General features: G+C 66.7%; 11 protein-coding genes. 7 read left to right on the top strand and 4 right to left on the bottom strand.

What is annotated here, in order from left to right; translation table 11 throughout:
* Positions 1 to 2 precede the first annotated feature (2 nt).
* Entirely contained in the window at positions 3 to 2,642 is a 2,640-nt protein-coding gene (locus tag AC5JJ2_RS24370; protein ID WP_495860648.1) for a protein kinase domain-containing protein, read from the bottom strand.
* 84 nt (positions 2,643 to 2,726) lie between these two features.
* Positions 2,727 to 4,322, bottom strand: coding sequence for a ribonuclease Y (rny, locus tag AC5JJ2_RS24375; protein WP_495860649.1), 1,596 nt, complete (start codon positions 4,320 to 4,322; stop codon positions 2,727 to 2,729).
* Between the two features lie 334 nt (positions 4,323 to 4,656).
* Here rny and ppk1 point away from each other — a divergent pair, with 334 nt between their 5' ends.
* Positions 4,657 to 6,924, top strand: a complete 2,268-nt coding sequence (gene ppk1, locus AC5JJ2_RS24380; protein ID WP_495860650.1) for a polyphosphate kinase 1 — start codon at positions 4,657 to 4,659, stop codon at positions 6,922 to 6,924.
* Positions 6,925 to 7,011: 87 nt separating this feature from the next.
* Here ppk1 and AC5JJ2_RS24385 read toward each other — a convergent pair whose 3' ends face one another.
* Both AC5JJ2_RS24385 and AC5JJ2_RS24390 read right to left on the bottom strand, forming a co-directional pair.
* Complete coding sequence (locus AC5JJ2_RS24385) at positions 7,012 to 7,245, bottom strand: hypothetical protein (protein WP_495860651.1); 234 nt, start codon at positions 7,243 to 7,245, stop codon at positions 7,012 to 7,014.
* 294 nt (positions 7,246 to 7,539) lie between these two features.
* A complete protein-coding gene (locus AC5JJ2_RS24390) occupies positions 7,540 to 8,364 on the bottom strand; it encodes an ABC transporter permease (RefSeq protein ID WP_495860652.1) in 825 nt (274 codons plus the stop codon).
* A 117-nt stretch (positions 8,365 to 8,481) separates the two neighbouring features.
* On the opposite strand from AC5JJ2_RS24390, the gene AC5JJ2_RS24395 reads away from it, so the two are divergent.
* The 6 genes from AC5JJ2_RS24395 (at position 8,482) to flgG (ending at position 15,101) form a co-directional block, all read left to right on the top strand.
* Positions 8,482 to 9,054, top strand: a complete 573-nt coding sequence (locus tag AC5JJ2_RS24395) for a helix-turn-helix transcriptional regulator (RefSeq protein WP_495860653.1) — start codon at positions 8,482 to 8,484, stop codon at positions 9,052 to 9,054.
* A 211-nt stretch (positions 9,055 to 9,265) separates the two neighbouring features.
* Positions 9,266 to 10,672: a flagellin N-terminal helical domain-containing protein gene (locus AC5JJ2_RS24400; RefSeq protein ID WP_495860654.1), complete on the top strand. Its 1,407-nt coding sequence runs from the start codon at positions 9,266 to 9,268 to the stop codon at positions 10,670 to 10,672.
* 110 nt (positions 10,673 to 10,782) lie between these two features.
* A complete protein-coding gene (fliD, locus tag AC5JJ2_RS24405) occupies positions 10,783 to 12,786 on the top strand; it encodes a flagellar filament capping protein FliD (RefSeq protein WP_495860655.1) in 2,004 nt (667 codons plus the stop codon).
* A gap of 36 nt (positions 12,787 to 12,822) precedes the next feature.
* On the top strand, positions 12,823 to 13,245 hold the full coding sequence (locus tag AC5JJ2_RS24410; protein WP_495860656.1) for a flagellar export chaperone FliS: 423 nt from the start codon (positions 12,823 to 12,825) through the stop codon (positions 13,243 to 13,245).
* Positions 13,246 to 13,436: 191 nt separating this feature from the next.
* Positions 13,437 to 14,162 (top strand): flagellar hook-basal body protein, encoded by a 726-nt coding sequence (locus AC5JJ2_RS24415; RefSeq protein ID WP_495860657.1) that lies wholly within the window; start codon positions 13,437 to 13,439, stop codon positions 14,160 to 14,162.
* 147 nt (positions 14,163 to 14,309) lie between these two features.
* A complete protein-coding gene (gene flgG / locus AC5JJ2_RS24420; RefSeq protein ID WP_495860658.1) occupies positions 14,310 to 15,101 on the top strand; it encodes a flagellar basal-body rod protein FlgG in 792 nt (263 codons plus the stop codon).
* The last annotated feature ends 90 nt before the right edge of the window (positions 15,102 to 15,191 follow it).

Consider the following 15,191-nt stretch of genomic DNA (forward strand, 5'->3'; position numbering starts at 1 on the left):
CATCATGCCGCAAGGGCGGGAGTTAGTGCAAGACCAGTTGTGAAACAGCCTCTAAATAGGATGTATATTCTTTTGCCGTCTCTCGTCACGTCCATCCCAAGCGGGTCGGCTGCTAGATTGAATCTTGATGTGGTCAGTCGTGTGCCGATGTCCCAAACTTGAATCGTACGACCGGACTGAGTGCAAACTTTGTTATCGTCCGACACGGCAGCATTGTTGACTATCGTGTTGAAACCTTGGAGCTGTTGGCCTTCTTGATCTTCATTGACGCTCCAGGCACGATACGTAGTATCGTCCGGACCGTAAGAAATTACCGTCGGGCCAGGTCCGCCGACGGCCAACCCTTCTATCCCACCGCGGTGACCACGTAGGCACGCCGTGCAAATCCAACTACCAGCAGTCCAAACTCGCAGCGTTCCGTCGTAAGAGGCGCTCACAAGGCGTGTGCCTCCATTAAAAGCAATCAAACTCCTTGCTTCGGTGCTATGTCCCTTGACAGTGCGAACAAGCGAACCAGATTTGGAATCAAATACAACCAAATGCCCAGTGTAATTGGGGGCAACAATATATGAGTCGTTGTCGGCGAAGACCGGTTGGCGGAGTACATGTCCGCCGATGTTTTGCGACCCCCCTGTGTGCCAAACCGTTCTACCATTGGCAACGGAGACTAAATACAGGCCCTCATCCGTAGTGAATGCCAACCGATCCGCAGGACTGTTGAACGAAAAGCCCCAAACCGACTCCCCGAGCCGAGAACGTCGCCATGCGACAGTACCTAAGGCCAAGTCGTAACATGCTATTTCGCCGGACGATGAACCCGTGTACAAGAATGGCTTTGTGGGGTGAAAGGAGAGGGCCTGTCTACTCCACCCATTCGTACTTGGCGTCGATTTGCCGAGCAACTTCTTCTTAATATTTGGCGCGGTCAAATCATAGTGAAAAGTTTCTTCATCTATTGTTGTAGCAGCCAGTTGGCTTCCTGCCACATCGAAAGCAACAGCAACGATCCTCTTGTTTGTATCCGTGTCCAATCTGCTAACTTCCGAATACGTTGTTGTGTCGTACAATGCGATCTTCCCATCCCTGGTGGGCAACGCTATCCGCTTTCCATTGGAAGCTATCGCCGGCTTCCCGCCCTGGCCCATCTGCATTAGGAAGCGGTTGGCCGTTTGAGGTAGGCGGCGTAGCAAATGCCACTCAAGCCCACGGTGGTCCTTTCCCAGAGTCACTGGAATTTGGTTATTCAGCAGCTGAAGCATCCGTGGTACGCGACCCTCTTCCCAAGCCGAGTAGGCCAACCGAACGTCCGCTACGTACTCCTGTTGTCTGACCTTTTCTCGCTCACGGAGTAACTCCGCGTTCTTGCTTTCGACTTGAAGCCGATGGGCGTTCGCCTCTCTTAATGCTGACTCGGCTTCGAGACGATGCCTTTCCGCATTCTCGGTCGCCTGCTCGGCAAGTCGCCTTTGTTCTTGTGCGAGAGCAGTTTCAGATTCCGCGACTTGGGCACTGTCATTCGCCTTTGCCGCGAGTATTGTTGCACTCAACGCCCCCAAACCCGCCGCCAAGATCACGGACACTCCAAGTCCGGTTACGACCCTATTCTTCTTCACCCACCGCCACGACCGCTCGCCTGCCCCCTGTCTGCGCGCCGTAATCGGCTCCTTGTTCCGCCAACTTCGCAAGTCGGCCTCCAACGCGTCGCAGCTCGGGTAGCGGTCCTCCGGCCGCTTCGCCATCGCCTTCAGGCAGATCGTCTCCAAGTCCTTGTCGAGCTTCTCCCGGAACTTCGACGGCGGCTCCGGCTGCGCGTGGAGGACGTTGTGGATCACCACCGCGAACGGCCCCTCGAACGGGACCTTGCCGGTCAGTAGCTCGTACAGGATGACGCCGAGCGCGTACTGGTCCACCGCCGGGTTCGCTTCGCCGTGCTGCCCGGCCGCCTGCTCCGGGGCCATGTACGATGGCGTGCCCATCACCGCCCCGTCGTTGGTCAGCTTCGTCGCGGCGTCCGTCCGCGCGGCCAACCCGAAGTCCAACAGGTGGACCCGGCCCTTGCCGTCCAGCATCACGTTCGACGGCTTCACGTCCCGGTGGACGATCCCCTGCGAGTGGGCGTACCCGACCGCCGACGCCAGTTGCTGGACCAGTTCGGCGGCCCGGTCGATCGGGAGCGGGCCGTCGGCCACCTCGTCCGCCAGGAGCTTGCCGTCGATGTACGCGGAGGCGATGAAGTACTGGTCCCCGTCCCGGCCGGCGTCGTACACCGGCACGATGAACGGGTGGCGGAGGTTGGCCGCCGCCCGCGCCTCCCGGAGGAACCGCTCGACCCGCTTCGGGCCGTCCAGTACGCCGGGGTTGGGGACCTTGAGCGCGATCTCGCGCTTGAGCTGCGGGTCGTAGGCCCGGTACACCGTGCCGAACGCCCCGGCCCCGAGGCGGCCGCGGATTTCGTACCGGTCGATTTGCTTGACGGGCGGCGGGGCGGGCGCGGGGACGTGCGGGGCCATCTCGAGGGTGGACCGGCGAAGGGCGAACGACTTCCCGCAGTGGCCGCACCGGAACAGGCCGCGGACGGCCTGTTCGTCCACGGTCGAACTCTTCACGCACGCCGGGTTCGGGCAGTGAACGGTCACGGGCATGGGCGTACCCTCGCGACGACGGGACCTCAACTTCGGAGAGTTGCCACAGTCTACCGACTGTCCAATTTTCGTGCCAACAACTTTCTACCGCGCCACCTCGACGCTCCGCGTCTCGCGGATGACCGTCACCTTGATCTCGCCGGGGTAGTCGAGCTGCTGCTCGATCGCACGGGCGATCTCGCGGCAGACCCGCAGCGCGTCGGCGTCACTCGTGCGGTGCGCGTTCGCGATCACCCGCAGCTCGCGGCCGGCCTGGATCGCGAACGCCGCCTCCACCTCCGGGAACCCGCACGCCACCGCCTCCAGGTTCTCCAGCCGCTTCACGTACTTCTCCAGCGTCTCCCGCCGCGCGCCGGGGCGGCTCGCGCTGATCGCGTCGGCACTCGCCACCAGTACCGTGTACGGGTTGTCGATCGTGATGTCGTCGTGGTGGCCGAGGATCGCGTGCAGCACCTCCTTGCTCGTCTCGCCGTACCGCTTCGCCAGCTCCGCCCCCACCTTCGGGTGGCCGCCCTCCATCTCGTGGTCGGCCGCCTTGCCGATGTCGTGCAGCAGGCCGCACCGCCGGGCCAGCCGCGGGTCGAGGCCGACCTCCGCGGCCATCAGCCCGCACAGGTGCGCGACCTCGATGCTGTGGTTCAACACGTTCTGGCTGTAGCTCGTGCGGAACCGCAGCCGGCCGAGTAGGTGCAACAGCTTCTCGGACGGCAGCGCCAGGTCCACGTCGATCACCGCCTGCCGGCCGAGTTCCAGGATGTGGTTCTCCATCTCCTTCTGCGTTTCCGCGACGACTTCCTCGATCCGCGTCGGGTGGATGCGGCCGTCGGCGATGAGCTTGGCGAGCGCCAGCCGGGCCGTTTCGCGGCGGACGTTGTCGAACGCGGACACGATCACCACGCCGGGGGTGTCGTCCACGATCACGTCCACCCCGGTCGCCTTCTCGAACGTGCGGATGTTGCGGCCCTCGCGGCCGATGATGCGGCCCTTCACGTCGTCGCTCGGGATGTCCACCGTGCTGACGGTCGTGTCGGCCGTGTGGTCGGCGGCGCTCCGCTGGATCGCGGTGATGACGATCTCGCGGGCCTTCGCCTCGGCCGTTTGCTTGATGTTCTTCTCGTGCTGCTGGAGGCGGACCGCGACCTCGTCGGCGAGCTGCCGCTCGAGCCGGTCGAGCAAGAGCTTTTCGGCGTTCTCGCGGGTCATGCCGGTGATGTGTTGGAGCTTCTTCGTCTCCTCTTCGATCAGGCCGTCGAGTTCCTTCCCCTTGCGGTCGAGGACGGCGGCCTTCTCCGCGATCTTCTTCTGAAGGAGTTCGATCTGCTGCTCCTTCTTCGTGAGGTCCTTCAGCTTGGTGTCGAGGAAGTCCTCGCGCTTCTCGAGGCGGCGCTCGTTGTCGCGGAGTTCGCCGCGGGTGAGTTCGAGCTCGCGAGAAATCTCCTCCTTGCGGCGGAACGCCTCCTCCTTGGCGCGGAGCTCCCCGTCGCGGACGACCCGCTCGGCCTCCCGCTCGGCGCGGTCGAGGATGTCCTTGGCCTGCGACTCGGCGGACCGGACGGCCGGCAGGTCCACGGCGGTCGTGCCGGTGCGGCCGCGGGCGTAGAACTTCGTCAGGAAGATGCCGCTGCCGACGCCGACGACGACGGCGACGAGGACGAGGACGGCGGTAAGGATTTCAGGCATACGGGCTGGCCCTTTCGGCGGCCCGTTGCGCTCGGGGACGGTCGGCCCGTGGGTCGGCGGCCGCGCCGGGGGCGGCGCGGGACGGCGAGGGAAGGGGTCGGTACGGCCATGGTCGTCGCGCGGCCGGGGCGGCCGCGGCGGTAACGGTGTCAACCCCGCACGGCGGCGGGTCCGAGCAACAACGGACGGCGATGGTATCTATGGGTTTCCGGCGGTCGGCCCGCGCCGACGCCGGCGTCGGGCTTATTATGCGGACGCCGCGGGGGCGGCTCAACGGAAAAGTCGGCGGCCGGCGGTCATATATTGCCTGTTCCCGTCCCGGAGGCGCTGCGCGATGTCGGCCGTGAACCTCGACGACCCGTCCCTGTACACCAACCGCGAACTCAGCTGGCTCGAGTTCAACCGCCGCGTCCTCGAAGAGGCCCAAGACGCCACCGTGCCGCTCCTCGAGCGGGTCAAGTTCCACGCCATCTTCAGTAGCAACCTCGACGAGTTCTTCATGGTCCGCGTCGGCGGGCTCCAGCAAAAGGTCCTCGCCGGCATCTCCCGCGGGTCCGGCGGGGACAAGCTGCCGCCGCACGTCCAGCTCGAGCGCATCGCGGAGACGGTCAAGGGCCTCGTCGAACAGCAGTACGCCAGCCTCCTGAACGACGTGCTGCCGGCGCTGCGGGAGAAGGGCATCGTCATCCGGCCGCTCAAGGACCTCACGGACGCCGACCACAAGCACCTCAAGGACGTGTTCCGCGATCAGGTGTTCCCCGTCCTCACGCCGCTGGCCATCGACCCCGGCCACCCGTTCCCGCACCTGCTGAACAAGTCGCTGAACCTGGCCGTCGTGCTGAAGCGGCCGGAAGACCCGGAGCCGCTGTACGCCGTCGTCCAGGTGCCGGGGATGCTCGCCCGGTTCGTGCTCCTCCAGGTGAACAAGACGGTGGCGAACGAGTCCGGCGTCGTCGCCGTGCGGGACGAGCGGGCCGACTCGTCGTCGTCCAGCCAGGACATCCGGCTGCCGGACTACGGGGTCGCCCTCTGCCCGCTGGAGGACGTGATCCGGCTGCACCTCGGCGAACTCTTCCCCGGCATGGAGCTGACCGAGACGCACGCCTTCCGCGTCACCCGCGACAGCGAGTTTGAAATCGACGACGAAGTCGATGACCTGCTTCAGGCCATCGAGGACTCGGTCCGGAAGCGGCGGCGGGGCCACGCCTCGCGGCTGGAGATCGAGACGACGATGTCCGCCGACCTGGAGCAGTTCCTGACGGCGGCGCTCGACCTGCACGCCGCGGACGTGACCCGTGTGCCGGGGCTACTCGACCTCACCGGGCTGTTCCAGATTTACGGCCTGCCGGGGTTCGCCGACCTCCGCGACCCGCCGGTCGTGCCGACGTTGGTTCGCGAGTTCGTTCAGGCGGCGACGCCGTGGGCGGCCATTCGGGGGAAGGATATTTTTGTCCACCACCCCTACGAGTCGTTCAAGCACGTCGTCGATTTCATCGAGGCGGCCGCGGCCGACGACCGGGTGCAGGCCATCAAGCAGACGCTCTACCGCACGAGTTCCGACTCCCCGGTCGTCCGGGCGCTCCAGCGGGCGGCCGACCGCGGCAAGCAGGTCACGGCCGTCATCGAGCTGAAGGCCCGGCTGGACGAGGAGCGGAACATCCTCTGGGCGCGGGAGCTGGAGAAGGCCGGCGTCCACGTCGTGTTCGGGTTCATCGGGCTGAAGACGCACTGCAAGGTCGCGCTCGTCGTCCGCCGGGACGAGGACAACCAGCTCCGCCGGTACGTCCACCTCGGCACGGGGAACTACAACCCGACGACGGCCCGGACGTACACCGACCTCGGCATCTTCACCTGCAACCCGGACTTCGCGGCGGACGTGGCGCTGTTGTTCAACCACCTGACCGGGTACGCGGCCCTGCCGCAGTGGAAGAAGCTGATCGTCGCGCCGTCCCGGATGATGGCGTTCTTCCTGGAGCGGATCGAGAAGGAGGCGGCGAACGCGAAGGCGGGGAAGAAGGCCGGCATCCGCGCGAAGGTCAACGGGCTGCTCGAACCCGCCGTCGTGAAGGCGCTGTACGCGGCCAGCCAGGCCGGCGTGAAGATCGACATCGCCTGCCGCGGCGTGTGCGCCCTGCGGCCCGGCGTGCCGGGCGTCAGCGAGACGATCCGCGTCACGTCCGTCGTGGACCGGTTCCTCGAGCACAGCCGCGTGTTCTACTTCGAGAACGCCGGCGACCCGGACGTGTACGTCGGCAGCGCCGACTGGATGGACCGCAACCTCACCCGGCGGGTGGAGGTCGTGTTCCCGATCGAGCAGCCGGACCTGAAGGCCCGCGTCATCGACGAGATTCTGAAGACGACGCTCGCGGACAACCAGAAGGCGCGGCTGCTGCTTCCGGACGGGACGTACAAGCGGGTGACGCCGACGAACGGCGAGCCGCCGCTGCGGAGCCAGCAGCAGTTCCTGGAGCTGGCGAAGAAGTCGGCCGACCGGCTGCAATCGACGCCGAGCGGGGTGACGCCGGCGAGCGCGACGGCGGCGGCGGCGAAGCCGAAGCTCGCCCCGCGGGCGCGGGCGGGGAAGCAGCCAAAGCCACAATAAGCACGAAATCCGAAGGACGAACTCCGAAAGGAAAACCGGCAGGGTTCTTCTTTCGGATTTCGTCCTTCGGATTTCGTGCTTTGAGGGCTACTTCTCCTGCTTCGGCGCGTCGCCGGGCAGCGGGGCGGGCATCTTCTCGGGGACGGCCGCGTTGTAGATCGGCCCGCCGGTCGGCCGGTACGGGTTGCCGTGGCCGGTGTTGATGACGGCGTTGTCCGGGTGGTGGTACACGTCGCTCATCCCCGCGACGTGCGCCCGCTGACAGCCGACGCCCGCGGCGGCGACGCCGGCGAGCAGAGTGAGTACGACGAAACGGCGCATGATCGCTCCCATCCGTGGGGTGGTCGTGTGAACGAGTCCGTCACCATCGCCGGGCCGGGCCGTGGGTGGGGTCGGCCGCGGCCCGGCGAGAGGTCACGGGTCGGCCGGCCCCGGCCAGTATTTCGGCCGGGACCGACGTGGTCCGGCGGCCCGCGTCCGTGCGGCGAACCGTCGAACCCCTGTCGGCCGGGGCAGCTTTCGCCGCCCGCGTCGCGACGCCAATCTCATCGTCATGCCGGTTTTGCCGAGTTGACCCGTTTTCGCCGGGCGGCGCGATTTTTCGGGAACCGCCGCCTACTGCCACCGCAGGCCGAGCTTCCCGTCGTTCTTCGCCTTCCGCTCCAGCACGGCCAGGAACCACCGGGCCGCGACCAGGAAGAACACGCCGAGGCCGGCCAGGATCGCGACCTCGTGCTCGATGGGCATCAGCCGGTCGGCCGCGCCGGTGAACAGCAGCTGCCGCATCGCGTCCATGCCGGCCGTCAGCGGGATGACGAGCGCCGCGCCGAGGATCACGACCGGCAGGTTCAGGAAAATCTTCACCGGGAAGTTCATCCCGGTCAGCAGGAACACGGGTTCTTGCAAGAGGTTGACGATGTGCCACGCCTCGCGGCCCCAGAGCAGGAACAGGGACGCGAACATCATCCCCAACCCGTACAGGGCCACGAGCGTCAGCGCGAACACGCCGAGGGCCGACCCGGCGTACTCGAACGTGATCGGGGCCTGGAACACGAGGACGCCGGTGACGAGGATGGCCGTCGCCCGCGTCGCGGTCGTCGCCATGCCGCCGAGGGCCATGCCGGCGAGGATGCCCATCATCGGGGCCGGCGACATGATGTACAGTTCGAGGTTCCCGCTGTCCCGCTCCCAGTACAGGTGCGCCCCCATGCTCCAGAGGACGTTGAACCAGAACGCGGTCATCGCCGCCCCGAGGACGACGTACCCGACGAATCGGTCCGGGGCGTTCATGGCGCGGTACGCGTAGGCGAACGCCGCCACCGAGAGCATCGGCAGCAGCGTCTCCTGGAGGATCCACGTCCGGTTGCGGAACATCCAGATCACCCGCGCGTAGCTGCGGGCGGTCATGGCCTGGAAGAACAACGCGAGGGTGGCCGGCATCGTGAAATTGTACACGAGCGGCCGCGAAATTTTCCCCCTAGCCGGCCTCGTAGGTTGACTGGAGCCTACCTTCTTACTCCGAAACTTACTCGAACTCGCACGGCGGCGGGGTGCACGATGAACGGCAGCGGGCCGGGTGACGCTGGCGGGGAACTTGCGTTCAAAATCTCGAAATTGGTCGAGGAGCGCGGCTGGAACCAAGAAGATTTCGCCCGAATTTCCAACCTCAACCGGCACACGATCCGGCAAATCCTCAACGGCGGGCCGAAGCGGCGGCTGCGGAACGCGACCGTCAGCCAGTGCGCCGACGCGCTCGGGCTGACGGTCAACGAACTCCGCACGCTGTCCATCGACCGGCTGCTGCCGCGGATGCACGGCCGCCCGCCGGCCGACGAGGAGGCGCTGAAGCTGCTCCACGACCGGGCGGCACTGCCGGAGCTGGTCAACTGGCTGGAGCGGCACAAGGAGCGGGCCAGTGACCTGCGGGCGGACGAGATCGCCGAGTTGCTCGACGCCCAGAACCCCGGCGGCGTACTGGAGAAGATGGGCGTCGAGTACTTCGTCGAGTTCCTGGAGCGGCGGCGGGCGCTCGTTTACAAGGTCCACCAGCTCGCGAGTTCGGAGTACGTGACCTGCCTGGAAACGTTCGTCAACCTCATGTTCGACAAGGTGCAGGCGGACAAGCGGTAACGCGGCCGGGCGGGGCGGTCGCCCGCCGTCGCCCCGCCGGAAATCTCCCGCCCCCCGCGAACGGCCGTTCCTTTCCCGGAAGTCGGGGCCGCGCCCCGCCCCGGCCGGGGCGAAATTTGGGCAAATTTTCCCCGCCCCTCTCGATCACGTCTCCGGGGGGCGAGTTTCTCCCCCTCATCCAACGACAACAACAATCAGGAATATCGCACCCATGGCCCTTTCGCTCGTTAACAACAACTCCGCCCTGAACGCCCAGAACAGCCTGGAGCGGACGAACAGCTCGCTGGCGAAGTCGCTCGAACGGCTCTCGACCGGCCTGAAGGTCAACCGCGGGGCCGACGGCCCGGCCGCCCTCGTCATCAGCGAACAACAGCGGGCGCAAATCGCCGGCCTCCGGACGGCGATCGATAACACGAACAAGGCCGTCTCCCTCGTCCAGACCGGCGAAGGCGCGCTGAACGAAGTCAACAAGCTGCTCAACAAGGTCCGCACGCTGGCCGTGGACTCGGCGAACAGCGGCGTGAACGACGCGACCGCCCAGGCGGCGAACCAGGCGGAAATCAGCAACATCCTGACGACCATCGACCGCATCTCCAGCACCACGAAGTTCGGCACGAAGAACCTGTTCGACGGGTCCGCCGGCGTCAGCGGGACGACCAGCGACACGGACGTGACGTTCCGCAAGGCGACGATCGACACGACGGCCGGCACGTACGCGGTGGAAGTGACGACGGCGGCCGAGAAGGCGAACGTCGAGGCCGGCACGCTCCAGACCGCGGCCCTGGCCAACGACGAGAACCTGAACATCAACGGCGTGCAGATCAAGCTGACGGCCGGCCTGTCGCAGGACCAGGTGGTGGACAAGATCAACGAGTTCAGCAGCCAGACCGGGGTGAAGGCCGACAAGAACGGGGCCGGCGGCGAGACCCGGCTGGTGAGCAACGAGTACGGCAGCGGGGCGACGATCACGGCCATCTCCGACCGGGCCGGGGCGGCGGACAGCAGCGGCATCGGCACGACGGCCCTGACGGACACCGGCGTCAACGTCGCCGGCACGATCAACGGCGTCGCCGGCACGGGGAGCGGCAACGTCCTCACCGCCACCAGCGGCGCGGCCAAGGGCCTGGCCGTCTCGTTCGCGGCCGCCTCGGCGACCTCGGCGGCCTCCGTCACCGGCGTGCAAGGCGACGTGACCGTCGTGAACAACTCCCTGACGTTCCAGGTCGGGGCGAACTCCGGCGAGAGCGTGAAGGTGTCGTTCGACAAGATCAGCTCGACGAGCATCGGCGTCGGCGCGAGCAACGCGTTCGGCAGCCTGGCGAACATCGACACGTCCAACGGGGCCGAGGCCCTGAAGGTCATCGACAAGGCCATCGCCGACGTGAGCGAACTCCGCGGCCGGCTCGGGGCGTTCCAGACGAACACGCTGGAAAGCACCGCGAACAACCTCCGCACGACGCTCGAAAACACGCAGGCGGCCGAGTCGGTCATCCGCGACACGGACTTCGCGACGGAAATCGCGAACTTCACGAAGTTCCAGAGCCAACTGCAAGCCGGGACGACCGTCCTCGGCAACGCGAACCAGCTGACGCAACTCGTGGCCGGTCTGCTTCGATAAGCCCTTCGTAGGACGCAACAACCCGACTCGCGCGGAAACCCGACGGCCCCCTGGGCCGTCGGGCTTCGCGCGTTTTCCTCTAAACTTCGACCTTCATCCGCGAGGCCGTCATGGCCACCATCTCGAACTTGAACAGCAACGGCCTCAACTTCAGCGGCCTGTCGTCCGGCATCGACTCGCAGAAGCTCATCGACGGCCTCACGTCGATCAACGCGTCCCGGATCGCCCAGTTGAAGGCCCGCCAGCAAACGATCACCCTCCGCCAGGGCACGTTCACGGCCATCCGCGACCAGCTCGCGGACGTGCAGTCGGCCATCGGCAAGCTCGGCCGGTCCGTCGCCGGGGCGTTCGACGCCCGCAAGGCGATCACGTCCGACGACGCCCTCACGGCCACCGCCGGGTCGTCCGCGACGCCCGGCACGTACACCCTCGCCGTCACCGGCCTCGCGCAGGCGCAGGCCGTCGCGTCCGAGGGGTTCGCCGACCCCGGCACGCAGATCAAGGAGGGCACGCTCACCCTCCGCGTCGGCAGCGGGCAGGCCACGACCGTCACCGTCGGGCCGGCGAACAACACCCTGCAAGGGCTGGTGGACGCGATCAACAACGGCGGCGGCGACGTGCGGGCGTCCCTGATTAACGACGGCTCCGCGACCCCGTACCGGCTGCTGTTAACTTCCGCGAAGACCGGGGCGGCGAACACGATCAGTGTCACCAACGACCTGACCGGCGGGACCGGGGCGGCGATCAACCCGCTGAGCACGACCATCACCGAGGCGAAGGACGCCACGATCAAGCTCGGCAGCGGCCCCGGCGCGATCACCGTCCGCAGCGACACGAACCGGGTCAACACCGTCATCCCCGGCGTGACGCTCAACCTGACGAAGGCCGACCCGGCGAAGGAGATCACCGTCAACGTCGCGAGCGACACGGAAGGGGCGAAGAAGGCCGTTCAAGAGTTCGTGGACAGTTACAACAAGGTCGTCGAGTTCATCGACAAGCGGGACGACTTCGCCGCCGACACGAAGGCGGCCGGCGTGCTGCTCGGCAGCCGGGACGCGACGGACATTCAGATCGAGCTAACGAACGCCCTCACGTCCGCCGTGCCGGGCGTGAAGTCGGTGGCGAACCGCCTCTCCGCGATCGGCGTCACGCTCGACGAGAAGGGGAAGCTGAGCGTCGATTCGTCGAAGCTCGACAAGGTGTTGACCGGGCAGGAAACCGGCGTCGGCATCGCGGACGTGAAGCGGCTGTTCGCGTACACCGGCGTCTCGACGGACAGCGGCGTGAGCTTCGTCCTCGGGTCGGACAAGACGAAGCCGTCGGCCGTCGGCGCGCCGTACCAGGTGAACGTCACGTCGCCGGCGACCCGAGGCGGCGTCACCGGCGGCGAGGCCCTCGGCGGCGCGATCACGGTGGACGGCACGAACAACGGGTTCAGCATCGTCGTCAACGGCGTGCGGTCCGGCAACCTCGCGCTCGCGGCCGGCAACTACACGCCGAGCACGCTCGCGGCGGCCGTGCAGTCCGTCATCAACGCCGACCCGCCGCTCCAGGGCAGCCAGGTGAGCGTGGACGTGTCCGGCGGCCGGCTACGGATCACGGCGAACCAGTACGGCAGCTCCTCGTCCGTGGAAGTCGTCGCCGGCGGGTCGGCCGTCGGGGCCGGCAAGCCGCTCGGGTTCGCCGGCGGGGAGAAGGGGACCGGCACGAACGTCGCCGGGTCGTTCACCGTGGCCGGCAAGACGGAAACCGCCTCGGGTCTGGGGCAAATCCTCTCCGGCAGCTCCGGGAACGCGAACACGGACGGCCTCCAGGTGCGGGTGACGGCCGCCGCCGCGACGACGGCGAGCCTCGACGTGACGCAGGGGATCGCGAGCCGGCTGAACGCCGTCTTGAATAAATACCTCGATCCGATCAACGGGAAGTTCAAGACACTCGATAACCGTTTTAAGGCCGACTTCGACGACGTGGAGAAGGTCATCACGCGGCAGAACGACCAGATGGACGTGAAGAAGGAAGCCCTGGTCCGCCAGTTCGCGGCGATGGAATCGGCCGTCAGCAAGTTGAAGGGGCTGAGCACGAACCTCGCGGCGTTGATCCCGACGAGCAAGTGACGCCCGCCCGCCTCACCACGGAAGACTTCGCACCCCATGAACGCCTACCAGAAGTACCGCCAGTCCGAGCCCGCCGTCGGCATGACCCGCATTGAAGTCCTGTTGGCGATGTTCGACGGGGCGCTGTCCCGGTTGGATAAGGCCGCCCAGGCGCTGACGAACGGCGACATCCCGGTCGCGACGCCGTACCTGGCGAAGACGCAGCTCATCCTGTCCGAGCTGGCCGCCGGCGTGCGACTGGACGTGGACGAACAGATGGGCCTGAACATGCTCCGGCTGTACGAGTTCGCCGTCCACGAGATCAAGACGCCGCGGCTGGCGAACGTGCGGAACGCGATCAAGGTACTGGAGATCGTCCGCGAGGGCTTCGAGGGGATCAAGGACGAGGCGATCAAGCTGGAGAAGACCGGCCAGCTCGTGGCGTCCGACCGGCTGCAAATGGTCCTCGCGACGGCGTAGCAAGTTTTGGCGAGCCGAGCGGCGTAAGCCGCCGGGTGAGTGTCCAACACCCGGCGGCTTACGCCGCTCGGCTCGCCGTGCTTTTGACTTGTCAACCCCGGCAACCCCTGCCGATTCTGCCGGAAAGAATGAACCTGCCGGCCCTGCCGCGTCGATAACCCCTGCGTGAACTTCCCGGGGGAAATCGCGTCATGTTTCGCGGCCTCTACAGCGCGGCGTCCGCCCTCGACGCGGCCGGCCGCGCCCAGGAAATCACCGCCCACAACCTCGCCCACGTCTCCACGCCCGGCTACCGGCAGCGGGGCGTCGCCTACGAAACCTTCGACCGCGTCGTCAACCAAACGCTCGAACAGACCGGCGACATCGTCGGCACGCGGTTGGCGCAAGGGTACAGCGACTTCCGCGTCGGCCCGATGCAGCAGACCGGTAACCCGCTCGACCTCGCGCTCTCCGACGCCGACCGCTTCTTCGCCGTCAGCGATTCCAACGGCCGCGTCCTTTACACCCGCGACGGGGCGTTTCATCTGAATTCGCAGGGCCAGATCGTCAGCACCGGCGGCTACGCGCTGCAGGGCGAGACCGGCCCGCTGGCGATCCCGCCGACGGCGAGCGAAATTAACATCGCGGCCGACGGGAACGTGACGGCCGACGGCCAACCGGTCGGCCGCGTGCGGGTCGTGCAGGTCGGCAACCTGAAGCAGCTGGTCCCCGTCGGCGACACGCTGTTCGACGCGCCGCAGGAAGCCGGCGTGCAACCGACCGGCGGCCGCGTGCTGCAGGGCTACCGCGAGGGGTCGAACGTGAACCCGGCCGAGGCGATGACCGGCATGGTGATCGCGGCCCGGTTCTACGACGCGACCCAGCGCGCCCTGCGGACCATCGCCGAGACGGTGCAGCTCAACACGCGGCCGTCATAGTAGTAGGCACACTCCGTGTGCCGTCCGCGGAATCGAGTCTTCGAGATTCCGCGAGAGCTTCACGCCGCGGGCAGGTTCCGCGGGTTCTCGAAGACTCGAACCCGCGAGACGGCACACGGAGTGTGCCCACTACTTTGGGAGGCATCCATGATTCGCGCCTTGTTCACCAGCGCCACCGGCATGAACGCCCAGGCCACGGTGATCGACAACACGTCGAACAACCTCGCCAACGTCAACACGAACGGGTTCAAGAAGGGCCAGGCCGACTTCCAGGACCTGATCTACGTCACCGAGCGGGTCCCCGGCTCCGAGGCGTTCCAGGGGCTGCAAGTTCCCACCGGCCTCCAGATCGGCAGCGGGGTGCGGGTCGCCGGCATCACGAAGGTGTTCACCCAGGGCGGCCTCGTCAACACGCAGAACCCCAACGACGTGGCCATCGAGGGGCAGGGGTTCCTCCAGGTCACGCTCCCCAACGGCGAGCTGCGGTACACCCGCGACGGGGCGCTGCGGCTGAACGCCGTCGGCAACCTCGTCACCAGCGACGGGTTCCTGCTGTCGCCGCAGATCACGATCCCGCAGGACGCCGTGTCCGTGTCGATCGCCCCGGACGGGACGGTGTCCGTCATCAACGCCGGGGCGACGAACGCCTCGGTGAACCTCGGGCAGATCACGCTCGTGCGGTTCCCGAACAACGCCGGCCTGAGCGCGGAGGGGCGGAACCTGTTCGCGGAGACGGCGTCGTCCGGCGCGCCGATCATCGCCACGCCGGGGCTGAACGGGACCGGGCTGATTCGGCAGGGGTTCCTGGAGCGGTCGAACGTGGACGTGGTGACGGAACTCGTCGGCCTGATCCTGGCGCAGCGGGCCTACGAGTTCAACACGCGGGCCGTGCGGACGTCCGACAACATGCTCTCCGCCACCTCGGAACTGATCCGATGACCCTGACCGAGAACAACAGCGCCGATTCCGCGGCCCGGCTTTGTTCCCTCCCCCCTTGGGGGGGAGGGTTAGGGAGGGGGGTAGACCTTC

The sequence above is a fragment of the Limnoglobus sp. genome, assembly GCF_059499385.1.

Coding starts and splice junctions, on each gene's coding strand:
- AC5JJ2_RS24370 (WP_495860648.1), bottom strand. CDS start 2,642: ATGCCCGTGACCGTTCACTGCCCGAACCCGGCGTGCGTGAAGAGTTCG.
- rny (WP_495860649.1), bottom strand. CDS start 4,322: ATGCCTGAAATCCTTACCGCCGTCCTCGTCCTCGTCGCCGTCGTCGTC.
- ppk1 (WP_495860650.1), top strand. CDS start 4,657: ATGTCGGCCGTGAACCTCGACGACCCGTCCCTGTACACCAACCGCGAA.
- AC5JJ2_RS24385 (WP_495860651.1), bottom strand. CDS start 7,245: ATGCGCCGTTTCGTCGTACTCACTCTGCTCGCCGGCGTCGCCGCCGCG.
- AC5JJ2_RS24390 (WP_495860652.1), bottom strand. CDS start 8,364: ATGCCGGCCACCCTCGCGTTGTTCTTCCAGGCCATGACCGCCCGCAGC.
- AC5JJ2_RS24395 (WP_495860653.1), top strand. CDS start 8,482: ATGAACGGCAGCGGGCCGGGTGACGCTGGCGGGGAACTTGCGTTCAAA.
- AC5JJ2_RS24400 (WP_495860654.1), top strand. CDS start 9,266: ATGGCCCTTTCGCTCGTTAACAACAACTCCGCCCTGAACGCCCAGAAC.
- fliD (WP_495860655.1), top strand. CDS start 10,783: ATGGCCACCATCTCGAACTTGAACAGCAACGGCCTCAACTTCAGCGGC.
- AC5JJ2_RS24410 (WP_495860656.1), top strand. CDS start 12,823: ATGAACGCCTACCAGAAGTACCGCCAGTCCGAGCCCGCCGTCGGCATG.
- AC5JJ2_RS24415 (WP_495860657.1), top strand. CDS start 13,437: ATGTTTCGCGGCCTCTACAGCGCGGCGTCCGCCCTCGACGCGGCCGGC.
- flgG (WP_495860658.1), top strand. CDS start 14,310: ATGATTCGCGCCTTGTTCACCAGCGCCACCGGCATGAACGCCCAGGCC.